Raw genomic sequence first — 17,248 nt, 5'->3', positions numbered from 1 at the left:
AGCCGCTCGCGCTGTTCGGCCAGCGGCTCGACGCCCTCCTCGAGCGCCTCGATCAATGCCTCGCGCCGCTCGGCGAGCTGGACCTGCTGCTCGCGCGCACGCTCCAGGCTCTGGACGGTCGCCTGACGGGCGGCGCGATTGGCCTCGAGATTGACCAGGAGCCCCTGGGCCCGATCGCGACAGGCACGCTCGCCGGCGCGCGCCTCGGCGACGGCGTCGCGCAGCCGATCGCGCTCGGCCGACATGGATTCGCGCCGCTCGGCCAATGCATCCACCTCGGCCAGCAGAGCGTGCAGCCGCTCGCGCGTCTCCTCCATCTCCGCGATGGACTCGGACTCCTGGACACGCAGCTCCTCGCGCTCGGTCTCGAGCGCGCGCTGGCGCTCCAGCAGATGCTCGCGCCGGGTCTCGAGGCTGCTGAGTTCGGACCCGAGCGTCGAACGTTCGCGCTCGCAGGCGGACAGTTCGCGCTCGACCGCGTCGCGCGACTGCTCGATCTCGGCACGCGCGGCACGCAACTCCTGCTCCCGGTCCAGCAGTTCGGACTCGCGTCCCAGGAGATCCTCGATCTCGGCCCGCACCTTCTTGATCGTCTCCGCACGCTCGAGCATGCCCCCGGTCGGCGAGCCGGCCGGCGTCGCCAGCCAGTTCGGTCCGACCTGGATGCCTTCGCGGGTGATCCAGCGCTCGTCGGCCGCCAGCGCCGAGCGCCCGGACAGCGCATCGGCCAGCGAGTCGGCGACACGCGCACCGCGCAGCAGATGGACGAGCGGCCAGGGCGATCGAGCACGCTCCGCCAGACTGTCCGAGCCGGTACCGGAGACGGGCATGGGGACCGGCGCATCGGGATCGAACAGCATCAGACCGGGCGCCAGATCGTCCCCCGGACCGACATGGGGCTCGAGTCCCGACGCTCCCACGGCGCGCAAGGCATCACCGAGCAGCGTCTCGACCGCCCGCTCCCACCCCGGCTCGACCGTCAGTCGATCGACCAGACGCGGAGCATCCGAGAGTCCCCGAGCCTCCAGCCAGGCCGCGCAATCGCCGTCCGGATCGGCCAGCGCCGCGTCCTGCAGCGCGGCCAGGGAGGCCAGACGCCCCTTGGATTCCTGGAGTTGGGTGCGCACCCGGGCCAGCTCGTCGGCCTGACTGCGCAATCCTTCGTCCATCGAGGACAGCTCGGCGCCCTGGCGCCGACGATCCTCCGAGAGTGCGTCGATACGTTCGGCCAGGATGGCTTCGCGCTCGCCGAGCTCCTCGATCCGCCCGGTCACGCCATTGGTATCGAGACGACCCAGTTCCTCCTCGAGACGACGCAGCCGCTCGTGATCGCGCCCCATGGACTGCTCGAGGGCATTGATGCGTGCGCGCTCGACCTGGGCCTGCTCGGCCGGTTTGGCGGCGGCCTGATTGAAGCCGTCCCAGTCGGCCTCCCAGGCCTTGAGACGATCCTCCAGGGTCATGAGGGTACCCGCCGCATCGCCGAGTTCGGCCTCGGCCTGCTTCAGTTCGGGCTCGTGACGCTCAAGCTCCTGGTCGATCTCGGTCAGGCGCTGGCGGTCGCGCTCCAGATTGGCGTTGGCCTCGTGGAATTCCTGCTCCAGCCGAACCAGCTCGGCCTCGCGCCGGCCGCGCTCCTCGTTGGCGAACTGGATCGCCTGCTCGGCGCGGGCGATCTCGGTGCCGACGGCATAGAAGCGGCCCTGGACCTCGTTGAAGAGGTCGGAGGCCGCGCTCAGATCGGCGCGGCGTGCCTCGATGTCGGCCTCCAGACGACGCTGACGCGCCAGTCCGGCCTCGGTCGCGACCTCGGCCTCGCCGAGACGGCGGTCCATGCCCTGGATCTCTTCGTCGAGCAGGCGCCAGCGCAGGGCCTTCAGCTCCTGGTCGAGACGGCGCTCGTCCGCCTTGAGCTGGGTGTATTTCTCGGCCGTCGCCGCCTGGCGTTCGAGATGCTGCAGCTGCTTGCCGACCTCCTCGCGCAGGTCGTCGAGCCGGTCCAGGTTCTCGCGCGTATGGCGCATCCGGTTCTCGGTTTCGCGACGGCGTTCCTTGTATTTGGAGATGCCCGCCGCCTCCTCCAGGAAGAGACGCAGATCCTCGGGCCGGGCCTCGATGATGCGCGAGATCGTGCCCTGCTCGATGATGGCGTATGAACGGGGCCCCAGACCGGTTCCGAGAAAGAGATCCTGGATGTCGCGGCGGCGGCAGCGGGACCCGTTCAGGAAGTAGGACGACTGCCCGTCGCGCGAGACCTGACGCTTGACCGAGATCTGGTTGAAGGCCGCGTACTCGCCCCCGGCGGCACCGTCGCCGTTGTCGAAGATCAGCTCGATGCTGGCCACGCCGACCGGCTTGCGCCCAGTGCTGCCGTTGAAGATGACGTCGGCCATGGATTCGCCGCGCAGCATCTTGGCCGAGCTCTCGCCCATGACCCAGCGCACGGCGTCGATGACGTTCGACTTGCCGCAGCCGTTGGGACCGACCACGCCGATCAGGTTGCTGGGAAACGACACGGCGGTCGGGTCGACGAAGGATTTGAACCCGGCGAGCTTGATCTTTTCGAGCCGCATCAGTCAGCGTGCCACATAGTGATGAGCCAAGTCATTTGAACAGCCACCAGACCTTCTCGTTCGCGGAAAACACGGGCTTGTAGTGCCGCACGGACACCGCCGGCGCGACCCTTTTGATTTGATTGTCCAGCAGCAGCGTCTGGCCCTGGACCTCCACCAGGAGGACGGCGTGTCCGACATCCAGGTTGAGGTCCATCACGGCGACCAGGCTCAGATCCGCGTTGTCGAATCCGAGCGCGCGCAGACTCATGAACTTGACGATCGCATAGTCCTCGCAATCGCCAGCCTTGGCGAAGAACTCGCCCGGCGTCGCCCAGTAGTCGTCCACCCCCCAGTTGACCGGGTCCGTCACGTAGCGCCAGTCGTTGGCGAAGCGGTTGACCTCCTCGACCTGGGTGCGACGGTCAAGCCCCTCAAGCCGATCGATCAGGGCCTTCCATTCGGTGTAGGGACAGTTGCCTCGCCCCCGGGACCGGCAATCCGCATCCCTTCCTTCCTCATCGCGATAGCGCATGAGCAGGGTATTCCATTTCGGGAGGGGGCGCAGATCGGTGAACTTCTTGCCGATGTAGCCGAACACTTCGCCGGCCGCCAGTCCGGAATCCGCCCGCCCTCGATCGATCGACCCGACCGCGAGGACGATCAGGGATAGGATGAGACAGAATCGGCGGCGAACATGCGATCCAGTGTGTGGGCGAATCACCATGGCGATGGATTGCATACTCGGACCATGCTAGAAACAATGGCATGATTCGCTCATGGACGAGGTCGGCCGCTACCTGCTGACACGGAGACTGCCCCCATGATAGCGCCAAACCCACGTCGCGCGGCAATTCGGTACGAGAGGCGAACGACCGCCGCTATCCAGGAGTCGGAACCGTGAAGCAACGGATCTACGCGGCCGCGGCACTGGTCGCGACCCTGCTCATCGCCTTCCAAGGCATCCTGATGTTCGCCGCCTCCGAGCGTGAACGCGACGTCCAGAATCTGCAGGCGCGGATGAACATCCTCGTCGACAGCCGAGCCGAGGCTGTAAGCGCATGGCTCCGGTCCCAGTTCGAGGTGCTCGGCGGACTGGCCGACAATGCATCTCTGCAGGTCTATGTGAGCGTGATCGCCAACAGTGGCGGCGACCGATCGGAACGCGACTATCTGCGCAATTTGCTGATCGCCAAGGCCGAACAGTTCGGCTTCGCCCCGGAGCGCCTGACCACCGATCTTCCGGCCAACACCAAGCCGCTGGGTACGGGAGGTCTGGCGCTGTTGGATCCGGACGGCGGAACCATCGCCTCCACCATCGGCATGCCGCCGATCGAGGGCCGGCTCGCGAGCTTCCTCTCCGAAACCCCGCCGACCGAGCGCGGATTCTGGGATCTCCATCAGGGCAAGACGACCAATCCCATCCTCGGCCTCGTCGTCCCCGTCTACGAGCAAACGGGAACGAGCAAGGCCGAGGTCATCGCACGCGTCGCCGGATTGCGCCAGGTCGACGCACGCTTCTTCGAGGCGCTCGAACAGCCAGGCTCGACCGCCAAAACCGCGGAGTCCTATCTGATCCGGCGTGCTGGCAACCAGGTCCAGTATCTGACGCCCCTGCGCGACGGCAGCCGACCGTTGTCGAAGAGCCTGGCCGTCAACTCCGAGGGACTGATCGACGTCGCCGCCCTGAGCGGGCCGGGGCGTTTCCACGAGGGGCTGGACTATGGGGCGGTCGACTGCTTCGCGGTGAGCCGCAAGATCCCCGGCACGCCATGGGTCCTGGTTCACAAGATCGCCCAGGAAGAGGCCCTGGCCCAGACCAATGCCCGTCAGACCAGCCTGATCGTCGCCTTGACCGCCGTGCTGCTGCTGTTCGGGGCCGGACTCCTGGTCGCCTGGCGCTACTCCACCTCGCACCAGGCCGAGGAGGCCGCCAGACGCGCCGAGGAGTCGGCCCGCCGGCACCAGGAATCGGCCGAGCGGTTCGAATCCCTATGGCAGTTCCTCAATACGGTCACCGACGCCCAGCCCCATCCCATCTTCGTCACCGACGCCGCCAACGGCGTGACCTTCTGCAACCGACGCATGGCCGAGATCTGCGGTGTCGATCAGGACGAGATCAGGGGCGATCTCTTGCATGAGGACAGGTCCGGAGCCCCCAAGGCGCACAGCCTGATCGGCCTTCTGGGCCATGACATAGGCGGCCGTCTGAACGCGATCGACCAAGAGGTGCTGAACACGGGCCGGTCCACACACAAGATCTCGCACTTCGTGGACGAGAACGGCCGTGAGCAGATCTGGCACTCCTACCACTGTCCGCTCGAAGCGGCCGAAGGAACGCCGACCAAGATCCTGACCACCATCCAGGACCTGACCGACCTGATGCGCGAGCGCGCCCGCCGGGAACGCAACACCTGGCAGCTGATCGATACCCTGGTCGGACTCGTCGACGAGCGGGATCCGGATGCGGCCCACCAATCCAGCGACACGGCCCTGATCGCGCGCCATATCGCCGAGGGCATGGGACTCGAAGCGACCCTAGTCGATACCGCCGACCAAGCGGCCCGACTGGCCAACATCGGCAAGATTCGCATACCGCGCGCGCTGCTGACCAAGAAGGGCGAATTCGACGAGGAAGAGCGCGCCATCGTTCGTCAGGCCCTCGACGAAGGCCCCAACCTACTCGAGGACATCGAGTTCGATGGACCTGTGGTCGAAACCCTGCGCCAGATCAACGAGCGTCCAGACGGCGAGGGACGGCCCCACGGCCTCAGCGGCGACGAGATCATCCCCACGGCCAAAGCGGTGGCCGTGGCCAACTGCTTCGTCGCGCTCCAGAGTCCGCGCGCCTTCCGCGAGCCCAAATCGCTGGACGAGGTCGAAGGCATGCTGATGGAGGAGATCGGCCGCCGTTTCGACAAGCGCGCGGTGCTGAGCCTGCTCAACTACCTCAACAACCAAGGCGGTAGAGAGACCTGGATGGCGATGACGCGGCGTGCTTGATAGACACCGCCCGAATCCATTCGGACAGATAGAAGTCTCGAGTCGGCTCCCCGGCTCTTGGTAGCGGAGCCTCGGCCCTCAAGAGGGGGTTTTGCACCGCCAGCCTCGGCAAATACCCCATATCCACAGGCTTTGGAACCAGTATCGGGATCGATCTCGAGGGCCAGCTCAGAATGGAACTCGGTGACACGGCACCCAGCCGGATAGCGGCATTATTTTTGCGTTAACTCCTGTCAAGGTTGCGTCCATACAAGACCAGCGGCATCTCACCCAGCGGAGGCCGCTCGACATCTCTCGGGCCTTTCCGCCCCACGGACGCCAGCATCCAACGAGGAGAGTCATGCGAAAACCGGCGAAAGCGATACTCATCCTTCTGAGCGCATTATTGGCGACCGCGCTCATCGGACTCGCACTCGGATACTTCTTCAACCGCTTCATCGTCGATCTCTGGTGGTTCAAGTCTCTGGGGTACGAGCCCTATTTCTGGTCCCGTTTGATCTATCGCTACCTCGTGTTCGGGCTAGCGGCGGCCCTCTTCTTCGCCATCTTCTTTCTCAACTTCTGGATCGGCGCCAAATACCTGGGCGCGCGGCATCCGCTCCTGAAGGAGGAAGGCCCCAAACGCCGCGCCTATCGGAGGATCTACGACAAGTTCCAGCAGCGCTCGCTGCTCTTCTACCTGCCGCTGACGCTGGGGCTGGCCATCCTCCTCTCGCTGCCTCTCTACGCGCATTGGGAAAGCGCCCTGCTCTACCTGACCGCGCCCAGCGCCGGCATATCGGATCCGGTCTACGGGAAGGACGTCAGCTATTACCTGTTCTCGCTGCCGATCTATCTTCTGCTCTTCCGCGAGCTGCTGCTGTCATTCGGCATCGTGCTACTGGGTCTGCTCGCGCTCTATTGGCTCGAGATGCGCGCACTGCCCAAACCGACCCATCGCTGGCGGCGCGGCGCAAGAATCCATCTCGGACTCATCGTCTTTCTGACGTTTCTGACCGGGGCCTGGTATTTCGCGCTGCAGGCGGATCTGCTGCTCTATACCGACAAGCATCTCCCCGTCTTCTTCGGCCCCGGGTATCTGGAAATGACTGTGACGCTTCCGCTGATCGTCGCCAGCATGGCGATGCTCCTGATCGTCGGCGTCGTTTTCATCTACTTCGTCAACACGGGAAAGGGCGCCAAGACGCTCCTGGTTTCGATCCTGGCCCTCTTCGCGATCATCGGTATCAGACATCTGCCGGCCACGACGGATCTCATGCAGGAGTTCGTGGTCACGCCCAACGAGATCGCCGTGCAGAAGCCGTATATCGCCCACAATATCGAGGCGACCCTCGATGCCTATGGGCTTCAGGACGTCGAAAGACGCGAGTATCCCATTCGCGAGGGGTCCTGGGATCTCACGACGCCGGAGGTGCAGATCGGCCTGCGGAACGCCCCCATCTGGGACGAGAAGACCCTGCTCAAGGTGTATCGGGAGCTGCAGGAAATCCGCACCTACTATCGCTTCGACAGCGTCGACGTCGATCGCTACAGCCTTCGCGACGATTACATGCAGGTCTTTCTGACGCCGCGCGAAATCGACCTGGACAGGCTTCCGTCATCCGCTCAGACCTGGGTGAATCGCTGGCTCAAGTACACGCACGGGTTTGGCATCGCGATGACGCCGGCGGCACAGGAGCGCTCGGGCCCTATGACATGGATCGTCAAGGACATTCCGCCGACCTCGGATTACGGCCTTCAGACCAGCCAGCCGGCGATCTACTATGGAATGCGCCAGAACACGCCGGTCATCGCGCCGAACGACAGTCGCGAGATCGACTATGCGACCGGCAACGACGTGAAGCTGAGCGACTACCAGGGGAGCGGCGGCGTGCCGGTCGATACGCTGTTCCGGAAGATGATGTTCGCGCTCTATTTCCAAGAGAAGAACATTCTCTATACCACGCAGACCAACGCCGACAGCCGCCTGCTGTTCCGACGCAATGTGGTCGAGCGCATCTCGCACCTGACGCCCTTCCTGATGCTCGATCCGGATCCCTACGCCGTCATCACACCGAGCGGAATCTATTGGATCCAGGACGCCTACACCTACTCGTCCCGCTATCCCTACGCCGCGCCCCACGAGGTGCAGCTCGAGCATTCCAGCCGACGCGTCAACTACATCCGCAACTCGGTGAAGATCGTGGTAGATGCCTACAACGGCAGCGTGGACTACTACGTGACCGATCGGGACGACCCCATCGTTAGCGCCTACGCACGCATCTATCCGGGTCTCTTCGAGCCTTTCGATGCGATGCCGAACGCGCTCAAGCGCCACGTCCGCTACCCCAAGACCCTGTTCGACGTTCAGGCGGACGTCTATGCGACCTATCACCAGACGGACCCCGGCACCTTCTACAAGCAGGAGGACCTCTGGGTCCTGCCGCAGGTGCACTGGAGAAACCGCGTCGAGACGATCGACTCCTACTATCTGACGCTGAATCTCATCGATCCCGAGCGATTCGAGTACAACCTGTTCGTACCCATGAACCCGAAGGACAAACGCAACCTACGGGCCTTGATGGTCGCCGGATGCGACGGAGACAACTATGGACGCATCGTCACCTACGACTTCCCAAAGGGTAAGCTCGTCTACGGACCCGCTCAGTTCGACGCCGTGGTCAAGCAGGATCCAGACATCACCCAGCAGTTCACGCTCTGGAATCAAGAGGGCTCCCGAGCGATCCGAGGCCGCATCATCATCGTCCCGGTCAACGGAGTCATCAGCTATATCCAGGGCGTCTTTCTCGAGGCGACCACGACGGCGAGCATCCCGGAGCTGGCCCGCTTCATCGTGAGTCAAGGCGAACTCGCCGTCATGAAGGATTCGCTGCCCGAGAGCCTCAATGGTCTCAATGAGCGAATCGAGCAGGTCACCAACAGACCCGAGCCCACTCAGAAACTGGCGCCACCGACCAGCAGTCCTAGGGTTACGCCGCCCGAGAGGCTGCCGCAGCCTACGGGCGACGGCTGAAAGCGACCCCGGCCGGGGCCGCTCGGGGAGCGCACCTACGGATAGGCCGGTATCGAACCGAGGAACTCGATTTCGAAACCTCGTCCCTGGGGCACGCCATGACACCGGCCCATTCCGGCCGGGACGGAAATAGACGACAGAGAATATGAGAGATTTAGTCGATATCGAACCCGTTGCAATCATCGCCGACCAGATCGGCGGCATCCTTCAATCGATGGTCGCCTTCATCCCTCAGGGACTGGCCGCACTCCTGGTGCTTCTCGTCACTTGGATCGCCGCCAAGCTGGTCGGAATCCTGTTCGCCAAGTTTCCGTTCCGCTCGCGCGTTCGTCCCTCGCTGGTGGAGGTTCTGCGCACGCTCGTAACCATCGCCGTCTGGATGCTGGGACTATTGATCGCCGCCGTCCTTGCGATGCCGAATCTGACGCCGACCAAGGTGCTCGCCGGCCTGGGCCTCGGCTCCCTGGCCATCGGCCTGGCCTTCAAGGACATCTTCGAGAACTTCATCGCCGGGCTCATGATCCTGTTGCGCGACCCGATGCGCCTGGGCGATTACATCGAGTGCGAGGGCATCGAGGGAAGGGTCCAGAAGATCACCATCCGCGACAGCTACATTCGCCGCACCGACGGACAGCTGGTCATGGTCCCCAATGCCATGCTGTTCAAGAACCCGGTCTTCGTGAAGACGGACTTGGAGGAGCGACGAATGACCCTGATCTGCGGCGTCGCCTACGGCGAGAACGTGGATGCCGCCCGCGAGGTCATCACCCAGGCCGTCCAGTCCGTCGACGCGGTGTCGGACACGCTTCCGATCCAGGTCTTCGCGCGCGAATTCAACAGCAGCTCGATCGACTTCGAGATCACCTGGTGGACAGGGTCGCGTCCGATCGACGAGCGGGTATCGCGGGACAAGGTCATTGCAGCGGTCAAGCATGCGCTCGACGCAGCCGGAATCGAGATCCCCTTCCCGTACCGGACCTTGACCTTCAAGGAAGATCTGCGCATCCGCGCGGATGCGCCAGCGTCCGGTGGAAACCCTGAGGCGCCCCCCTCTGTCGAGTCGTCCTAGTCCATCGACCAGGACGGTCGGCCGTGCAACCGACAATCATCGTCGGCGACTACAGGGGCGAGTTGAAGTGGACCCCATGTCCAGGACAATTTTTTCCTGAATTTAAGCTTTGCCGGTTTCGTGATATGCAGCGCCTTGGTGCTGCCCCTGCTCGGCCGTGGGTTCGTCGTCGGCGCCATGGAGCGCGACCCGACGACCGACCCGGTCAGGTATCTGGCCGAGGAGGCCCGCGATCTGGGCATCATCAAACGCGCGCGCAAGCCGAAACGCCAGCAAAGTCAGGCCCCATTGGTATCCGGTTGACATTACAGCGTTTTCCTTAACTTGTGACCTATGCGCTAACGGGAAGTCTCTTCCAGTTCATACGAGACCAGCGGGGGGCCACACAACGAGAAACGCCCCCGGTTTCCCGAGGGCGCTGCTAGGTCAGGCGAAAGAGCAGGATTGGATGGAGTTCACGGCCAGTCGACGTTCGGGCAAAAGGTCGATGTCATATCGTGTCCATTCTACACATTCTATCTTGCTAACTTCCGCCGTACTGAAGTTTACTCACACTATCCTGGTTATTATATGATTATTGAAAAGCTTTCGGCAGATATTTGGAGTCAGTTGTTCCAGCACCTGAGCTGGGCGTTTGCCAAGTAGCCACACCGCCACTTTCGCTTCTCTGAACAACAACTGTTTTTCCTTGGATTGCCGAAGCAGCTGGAGCGCCACCAGCAAAAGTTAATGTTACAGTGCAAGCGGGAGCGGTACCGGCAGTTGTCGCGGAGACAACATATTTGCCCTGAATGTTAGAAGATGCTGCAATTGAACCAACCGCAGCACTACTATTATCAGGGCATGTGCCATTTGCCAGCTCTTCTTCAATGTTTGTTTTTAGTCCATCAAGGATCGTGAATGCTTCGGAAACCTGCGATTTAACTGTGTAGTCTTGATAAGCCGGAATCGCAATCGCCGCCAAAATACCAATGATCGCCACAACGATCATAAGTTCGATCAAGGTAAAGCCAGCCTGATGCTTTTTCATGAGTCACTCCGTAATGAGTAGTAGCAGTAGAGAATAAAATCACCTGAACGAGGAGGTCGCTGCGGGCTCTAGCCTTTGACGTCTGGTCAGCGGCACTCTCCTTCGGCCTCCTGCCGGCTCTTAAGCAGAGAGCATGCCATCGATCACATAAAGGATAAGGATTTGTTTAAAATAAACAAATTACGTAGACTCCTTGGTGCGACCTACAGACTCCTGAGGTTGGCACTCCCCCATCTGCGCCAAGGCAGCCAGATGTCACACCCCAGGGTGTGACAGAAAGATGAGTGTCACACCGGATGTTGCATCAGTTCCCCATAGACTCTGATGGCTTCACCCACTCGAAGATGAGATGCCTCATGCACACTATCAGCTTGAATACTGCGACTTCACTCACAGGATGGAGCAAACGCACCTTGTGGCGATGGATCAAAGATGGTCGCTTGTCCGCTTCAGATGATCGTTCGCCTGGTGCAAAGACGATGCTAAGCCTGATGGAAATACAGCCGCATTTTGTCGTTAACGTGACACCTGAAGATTATGAGATGCTTGCTAACGCCGATGCGGGAGACCCTAAAGCTCAGTGCGATCTGGCTTTACTGTTGTTTTCCGAGGGACATTTAGAGCCAGCTTACAGCTGGCTGACTCTATCTGCCAATCAGTTCTATCCTGACGCCATGTGTTACCTGGGCCGCAAACATATCTCCGGTAATGGTGCGTCACGCGACGAGGATGCTGGACTCACCATGTTGAGCCACGCATCCGCCAAAGGACACTTCGTTGCGGAGCGCTTGCTGTGGTTCTTGCAGAGCCCGAAAGGGAAAGAGCTAAGAGCGATGCAGGATGCCAAAGCCTTAGATGACGCCTTGGATATAGTGGAGCGCAAGGCAATTGTGGGCGTCTTGAACGCGCCTGGCAGTCTCGACTGAACCCATCCTGGGTTCGGCGTCGTATCAGTGCCTAGGAGGCTGTCCGACTTCGGTTCCGGTCGACGATCAGGTGCGTCTCGATATCGCTCCGGCCTGGGCGTTGTAGGCATGCTCGAAGCCACCGCCAGCCGTGGGCATGATCCGCGATTCGGCGTCGGTGAGACTGAGGCAGCGGCGATGACGTCCAGGCGCTGTTCGCGTCGCTTGAGTTCCCGCGGAATGTCCAAGGCATCGGGCCGCGCAGCGTTGTCGGCCTGCTCGGCCACAACCGTATCAGCTCCTAGACCTCGCCTTTGAGCTGCTCCTCCAGGCGGTTGGCATGCTCCCAGCTCAGCGCCTTGCGCTTGCTCGCGCTGGCTTTGACCTTGGTTCCGCCCAGGCTCACCGTGCCGAGCTTCGCCTGCGCAATGAGCAGCACTTGGGTGAACAGCCCCGCCAACTCGTCGAGGAAGCGTTTGCGGAAGTCGGCGATGGTGCGGTGGTCAGGATGGGTGTTGGCGCAGATGTAGCGAAAGTCGATCGAGTCATGGCGCGCTTGCGCCAGCTTGCGGCTGAAAAACACCCCGGTCGCATAGCCATAAAGCAGCGACACCACCAGCATCGCCGGGTGATAGGGCCGCGAGCCGGTGCTGGCGTAAGCGTTCACCGCCTCGCTGAGATCCAGCTGATCGACGATCTCCACCCGAACCGCGCCAGATGGCCCTCCGACAGGCACTCTTGGACCGTCGCCGGGAACAGGTCCGACGTCTCTCGACCCACCGATACGACTAGCAGTCGCGCAAGCGAAGTGCTTGATGCAGCGGTCTTACGTGTGGGTAAAGCGTGGGGGTAACGACTTCCAGCCACCCTTCTATGTAGTTGATTTAGAAGGAAAAGCCGGAACGTTGGGGAATGGCGGAGAGAGAGGGATTCGAACCCTCGATAGGGGATTAGCCTATACTCCCTTAGCAGGGGAGCGCCTTCAGCCACTCGGCCATCTCTCCGAATTTGCATCGCCCGTGATCGCGCTGTGCAACTGCGCGGCGTCTACCCGAATATCTTAGCCAAAGATGACTCCGAATGTTCGGGCCAACGCGATCAACGACCGATCAAGGCTGGCCATTCTATCAGGTCCAGCCTTGGCATGCTAGTCAGTCGAGCTGACCGGCGTGTCCGGGTCCGGCCACATTGGTGCCTTGACCAGATTCCGCCTGCTCTCGTTTGATCCGCTCATAGATCTCTTCACGATGCACGGCGACATCACGGGGCGCGTTGACGCCAATCCGCACCTGATTGCCTTTGACGCCAAGAACGGTCACGGTGACTTCGTCACCGATCATCAGGGTTTCGCCAACCCGGCGAGTCAATATCAACATCTTTATTTCTCCCTACTATCCCTTATCCGAAACGATGATTTTCCGCCCCGGCTTTTCGACCCATTCAGTGCCGCACCCGGGGGGTTGAACCACCCCCAGACCAAGCATGAGAGAAGCCTCTCACCTTGGAATTCTACCAGCAAGCTATGGTTCCACCATAGCGCATACCATTCTCGCTACACCCCGGTATCCCAACTGGTAATTAGGTCACCAATAGCGGATAAAAGATCGGAAACGGACCCCGTCCCGACCAGCGGTCTATCCTACATGGCAGCCCTCAAACGGCTACCGCCTGATCCAGCCCGAAGGCGTCATGCAGCGTCCTCACGCCGAGTTCCAGGTACTTCTCGTCCACGACGACCGATATCTTGATCTCCGAGGTGGAGATCATGCGGATATTGATCCCTTCCCCCGCGAGGGCCTCGAACATGCGACTCGCGATACCGGCATGGCTGCGCATCCCGACACCGACCAGTGAAATCTTGACGATCTGCTCGTCGCCGAGGACCTGTCGAGCGCCCAATGCCTTGGCGCAAGTCTCCAGAATCTCCAATGCCCGCGCATAGTCGTTTCGATGAACGGTGAAGGTGAAGTCCGTCATCGCCTCCTGAGCGGCGATGTTCTGGACGATCATGTCCACCTCGATATTGGCCTTGGCGATCGGGCCCAGGATCTGGTGCGCCACGCCCGGCTGATCCGGCACGCCGAGCACGGTCAACTTGGCCTCGTCGCGGCTGAACGCGATTCCTGAGATCTTGGCGTCTTCCACGGCTTCTTCCTCGAAACTGATCAATGTGCCCTCTCCCTCGCCGAAGCTGGAGAGGACGCGCAATGGGACCTTGTACTTTCCGGCGAACTCGACCGAGCGGATCTGGAGCACCTTGGAGCCAAGGCTGGCCATTTCGAGCATCTCCTCGAAGGTGATGCGGTCCAGCTTGCGCGCCTTGGGCTCGACCCTCGGGTCGGTCGTGTAGACGCCGTCCACATCCGTGTAGATCTGGCATTCGTCGGCCTTGAGCGCCGCGGCGATGGCGACCGCCGAGGTATCGGATCCGCCACGCCCCAGGGTCGTGATGTCGCCCTGCTCGTCGATGCCCTGAAAGCCCGCGATCACGACCGCGCGGCCGGCCTCGAGATCGGCCTTGACCCGTGCGGCGTCGATGTCGCGGATCCGCGCCTTGTTGTGCGCGCTGTCGGTCAGGATGTGAACCTGGGCACCCGTATAGGAGCGCGCGGGACACCCCTGCGCCGATAGGGCCATGCTCAGCAGCGCGATGGTGACCTGCTCACCGGTCGACAGGAGCACGTCGAGTTCGCGGGGATCCGGCCGCGTCTGGATCTGCCGCGCGAGCCCGATCAGACGATCGGTCTCGCCGGACATGGCCGACACCACCACCACGACCTGGTGGCCCTGGTCGCGCCAACGCTTGACGCGCTCGGCCACGGCCATGATCCGCTCGACGCTGCCGACGGATGTCCCGCCGTATTTCTGGACGATCAGAGCCATAGACTGCCTCTACTCTGCAGGTCGCCTTGCATCAATCTTCAACACTCAAGGTGAAGGTACACGACGAAGGTGCACCATTAAAGTGAAGAGCGGGCCAGTGGCCCGCTCGCTCGGACACTGCCTGGGTCATGTATTCGGAGTGGATCCCGACAGGATCAGGAGAGACGCCCTCTCACCCAGCCGTCCACGGACGCGAGCGCGCCCGGGATACCGGCCGGATCGCTGCCGCCGGCCTGAGCCATGTCGGGACGCCCGCCGCCCTTGCCGCCGACCAGGGTCGCAACCTCGCGGATGAGATCGCCGGCCTTGAGACGGCCGGTCAGATCCTTGGTGACGCCGGCGACCAGACTGACCTTGCCGTCGGACTCGGTCGCCAGCACGATGACGGCGGAACCCAGCTTGTCCTTGAGCTGGTCCATGGTGGTTCGGAGGCTCTTGGGATCGGCGCCGTCGAGCCGGGCGGCCAGCACCTTGATGCCCTCGATTTCCTGGGCCTGCGAGGCCAGATCCTGACCGGCCGAGCTGGCCAGCTTGCCCTTGAGCTGCTCCAGCTCCTTTTCGAGCCGGCGCGCGCGCTCGACCAGCTGGACGACGCGCTCGTCGACGTCCTCGCGTCCGCCCTTGAGCAGACCCGCCAGACGCAGCAGTCGATCCTCGTCGGCCTCGACCCAATCGAGCGCGGTCGCGCCCGTGATGGCCTCGATACGGCGTACACCGGCCGCGATGCCGGTCTCGCCGACGATCTTGACCAGACCGATGTCGCCGACCGCCTTGACGTGGGTACCGCCGCACAGCTCGGTGGAGAAGTCGCCCATGCGCAGCACCCGCACCTGGTCGGCATATTTCTCGCCGAAGAGGGCCATGGCGCCGGACGCCTTGGCATCGTCCAGGCTCATGATCCGGGTCTCGACCAGATGGTTGGCGCGCACCTCGCGATTGACCAGACGCTCGATCTCCAGCAACTGCTCGCGCGCGACCGGTTCGAAGTGCGAGAAGTCGAAACGCAGTCGCTCCGGCCCGACCAGGGAGCCCTTCTGCTGGACGTGCTCGCCCAGCAACTCCCGCAGCGCCGCGTGCAACAGGTGCGTGGCCGAATGGTTCATGGCGGTGGCGGAACGCCGTTCGGCATCGACCCGGGCGTCGACCCGGTCGCCGACCGTCAGCACGCCCTCTAGCACGCGCCCGACATGGATCATGACGCCCTCGCCCTTCTTCTGGGTGTCCGCGACCTCGAAGCGGCCGGTCTCCGTGCTCAGCCAGCCGCGATCCCCGACCTGGCCGCCGGACTCGCCGTAGAAGGGCGTGATGTCGAGGATCACCAGACCTTCCTCTCCGGCTTCGAGCACATCGCAGGACTGACCCTCGCGATAGAGGGCCACGACCGTGGCCTCTTCCTGCAGACGCTCGTAGCCGCAGAAATCGGTCTCGCCCTGGACCTGGATCTCCCGGGTCTGAGCCGCGCCGAACTGACTGGCGGCGCGGGCACGCTCCTTCTGCTGCGCCATCGCCTGCTCGAAGCCGTCCATGTCCAGGGACAGACCGCGCTCACGGGCGATGTCTGCGGTCAGGTCGACCGGAAAACCATAGGTATCGTAGAGCTTGAACACGGTCTCGCCGGGGATGCGGTCGCCCGACAGAGCCGAGATCGCCTCGTCCAGGATGCCCATGCCGTGCTCGAGCGTCTCGGCGAAGCGCTCCTCCTCCAGCTTGACCACGCGCTCGACGTTCGACTGCGAGGACACGAGCTCCGGATAGGCCTCGCCCATCTCGGCGACCAGAGGCGCGACCAGACGATGGAAGAAGATCTCGCTGCAGCCGAGCCGATAGCCGTGCCGGATCGCCCGGCGCATGATCCGGCGCAGGACGTAACCGCGACCCTCGTTGCTCGGCATCACCCCGTCGATGATGAGGAAGACGGTCGAGCGGATGTGGTCGGCGATGACCCGCAGCGACTTGTCGGCCCGGTCGGCGCAGCCCGTCACCTCGGCCGCCGCATCGATCAGATGGCGGAAGAGGTCGATGTCGTAGTTGCTATGCACGCCCTGCATCACGGCCGCGAGACGCTCCAGCCCCATGCCGGTATCGACCGAGGGACGCGGCAGGGGCGTCAGCTTGCCCTCGGCGTCGCGGTCGAACTGCATGAAGACCAGATTCCAGATCTCGACGTAGCGGTCGCCGTCCTCGTCGGGCGAGCCGGGAGGGCCGCCCGGGATCTCGGGACCGTGATCGAAGAAGATCTCGGAGCAGGGGCCGCAGGGGCCCGTATCGCCCATCGACCAGAAGTTGTCCTTGGCGCCGCAGCGCGAGAAGCGGGCGGCGTCGACGCCGATCTCCTTCAGCCAGATGTCGGCGGCCTCGTCGTCGTCCTCGTAGACGGTGATCCAGAGACGCTCGGGCGGCAGGGACAGCACCTGGGTGAGATATTCCCAGGCGAACTGGATGGCCTCGCGCTTGAAATAGTCGCCGAAACTGAAGTTGCCCAGCATCTCGAAGAAGGTGTGATGCCGCGCCGTGTAGCCGACGTTCTCCAGGTCGTTGTGCTTGCCGCCGGCACGCACGCAGCGCTGGGAGGACACGGCTCGGGAATAGTCGCGCCGCTCGCGTCCGAGGAAGAGTTCCTTGAACTGGACCATCCCCGCATTGGTGAACAGCAGGGTCGGATCGTTGGCGGGAACAAGGGGGCTGGAGACAACCCGCTCGTGTTGACGTTGCGCGAAATAGTCGAGGAAGCTCGCTCGAAGCTCTGCACTGGTGATCATGGAGAAATCTCGAATGGACCGCTCGTCGAGAGGG

12 protein-coding genes and 1 tRNA gene are annotated in these 17,248 nt (G+C 62.8%); 5 read left to right on the top strand and 8 right to left on the bottom strand.

The features are described from left to right. Both smc and D779_RS20925 read right to left on the bottom strand, forming a co-directional pair. On the bottom strand, positions 1-2,573 hold a 2,573-nt coding region (smc, locus tag D779_RS05035), incomplete at its 3' end, for a chromosome segregation protein SMC (protein WP_043750359.1). A gap of 31 nt (positions 2,574-2,604) precedes the next feature. Beyond that, a complete protein-coding gene (locus tag D779_RS20925) occupies positions 2,605-3,294 on the bottom strand; it encodes a transglutaminase-like cysteine peptidase (RefSeq protein ID WP_052347842.1) in 690 nt (229 codons plus the stop codon). 158 nt (positions 3,295-3,452) lie between these two features. Between D779_RS20925 and D779_RS05025 the strand changes: the two genes are divergently transcribed. The 4 genes from D779_RS05025 to D779_RS22085 all read left to right on the top strand — a co-directional run bounded on the left by D779_RS05025 (position 3,453) and on the right by D779_RS22085 (position 9,940). Continuing rightward, complete coding sequence (locus D779_RS05025; protein ID WP_043750356.1) at positions 3,453-5,555, top strand: HD domain-containing phosphohydrolase; 2,103 nt, start codon at positions 3,453-3,455, stop codon at positions 5,553-5,555. A gap of 340 nt (positions 5,556-5,895) precedes the next feature. Then, the gene (locus D779_RS05020) at positions 5,896-8,568 is read left to right on the top strand and encodes a UPF0182 family protein (protein WP_043750353.1); all 2,673 of its coding nucleotides are present in this window, start codon (positions 5,896-5,898) and stop codon (positions 8,566-8,568) included. A 145-nt stretch (positions 8,569-8,713) separates the two neighbouring features. Continuing rightward, positions 8,714-9,637: a mechanosensitive ion channel family protein gene (locus D779_RS05015; RefSeq protein WP_198295664.1), complete on the top strand. Its 924-nt coding sequence runs from the start codon at positions 8,714-8,716 to the stop codon at positions 9,635-9,637. Positions 9,638-9,775: 138 nt separating this feature from the next. Continuing rightward, positions 9,776-9,940 carry a hypothetical protein gene (locus D779_RS22085; RefSeq protein ID WP_157726318.1) on the top strand — a complete coding sequence of 55 codons (165 nt, stop codon included), beginning with the start codon at positions 9,776-9,778 and terminating at the stop codon, positions 9,938-9,940. A 271-nt stretch (positions 9,941-10,211) separates the two neighbouring features. On the opposite strand, the gene D779_RS21525 is transcribed toward D779_RS22085, so the two are convergent. After that, the gene (locus D779_RS21525; protein WP_043750350.1) at positions 10,212-10,667 is read right to left on the bottom strand and encodes a pilin; all 456 of its coding nucleotides are present in this window, start codon (positions 10,665-10,667) and stop codon (positions 10,212-10,214) included. A gap of 356 nt (positions 10,668-11,023) precedes the next feature. Here D779_RS21525 and D779_RS05005 point away from each other — a divergent pair, with 356 nt between their 5' ends. Next, a complete protein-coding gene (locus D779_RS05005) occupies positions 11,024-11,593 on the top strand; it encodes an SEL1-like repeat protein (protein WP_157726317.1) in 570 nt (189 codons plus the stop codon). Positions 11,594-11,873: 280 nt separating this feature from the next. Here the strand turns inward: D779_RS05005 and D779_RS20920 are convergent, their stop codons facing one another. The 5 genes from D779_RS20920 to alaS all read right to left on the bottom strand — a co-directional run bounded on the left by D779_RS20920 (position 11,874) and on the right by alaS (position 17,214). Next, on the bottom strand, positions 11,874-12,275 hold the full coding sequence (locus D779_RS20920; protein WP_052347840.1) for an IS1182 family transposase: 402 nt from the start codon (positions 12,273-12,275) through the stop codon (positions 11,874-11,876). A 210-nt stretch (positions 12,276-12,485) separates the two neighbouring features. Further along, positions 12,486-12,576, bottom strand: a tRNA-Ser gene (locus tag D779_RS04995). A gap of 147 nt (positions 12,577-12,723) precedes the next feature. Next, positions 12,724-12,948, bottom strand: coding sequence for a carbon storage regulator CsrA (csrA, locus tag D779_RS04990; RefSeq protein ID WP_043750344.1), 225 nt, complete (start codon positions 12,946-12,948; stop codon positions 12,724-12,726). A gap of 277 nt (positions 12,949-13,225) precedes the next feature. Continuing rightward, the gene (locus tag D779_RS04985; RefSeq protein WP_043750340.1) at positions 13,226-14,455 is read right to left on the bottom strand and encodes an aspartate kinase; all 1,230 of its coding nucleotides are present in this window, start codon (positions 14,453-14,455) and stop codon (positions 13,226-13,228) included. A 155-nt stretch (positions 14,456-14,610) separates the two neighbouring features. Next, a complete protein-coding gene (gene alaS, locus D779_RS04980; protein ID WP_081763328.1) occupies positions 14,611-17,214 on the bottom strand; it encodes an alanine--tRNA ligase in 2,604 nt (867 codons plus the stop codon). Positions 17,215-17,248 lie beyond the last annotated feature (34 nt).

This window comes from Imhoffiella purpurea, assembly GCF_000585215.1.
In the GTDB taxonomy this organism is placed as follows: domain Bacteria; phylum Pseudomonadota; class Gammaproteobacteria; order Chromatiales; family Chromatiaceae; genus Imhoffiella; species Imhoffiella purpurea.
Note: the sequence above shows the minus strand (reverse complement) of the source record. Positions and strands in the feature narration are given on the sequence as shown.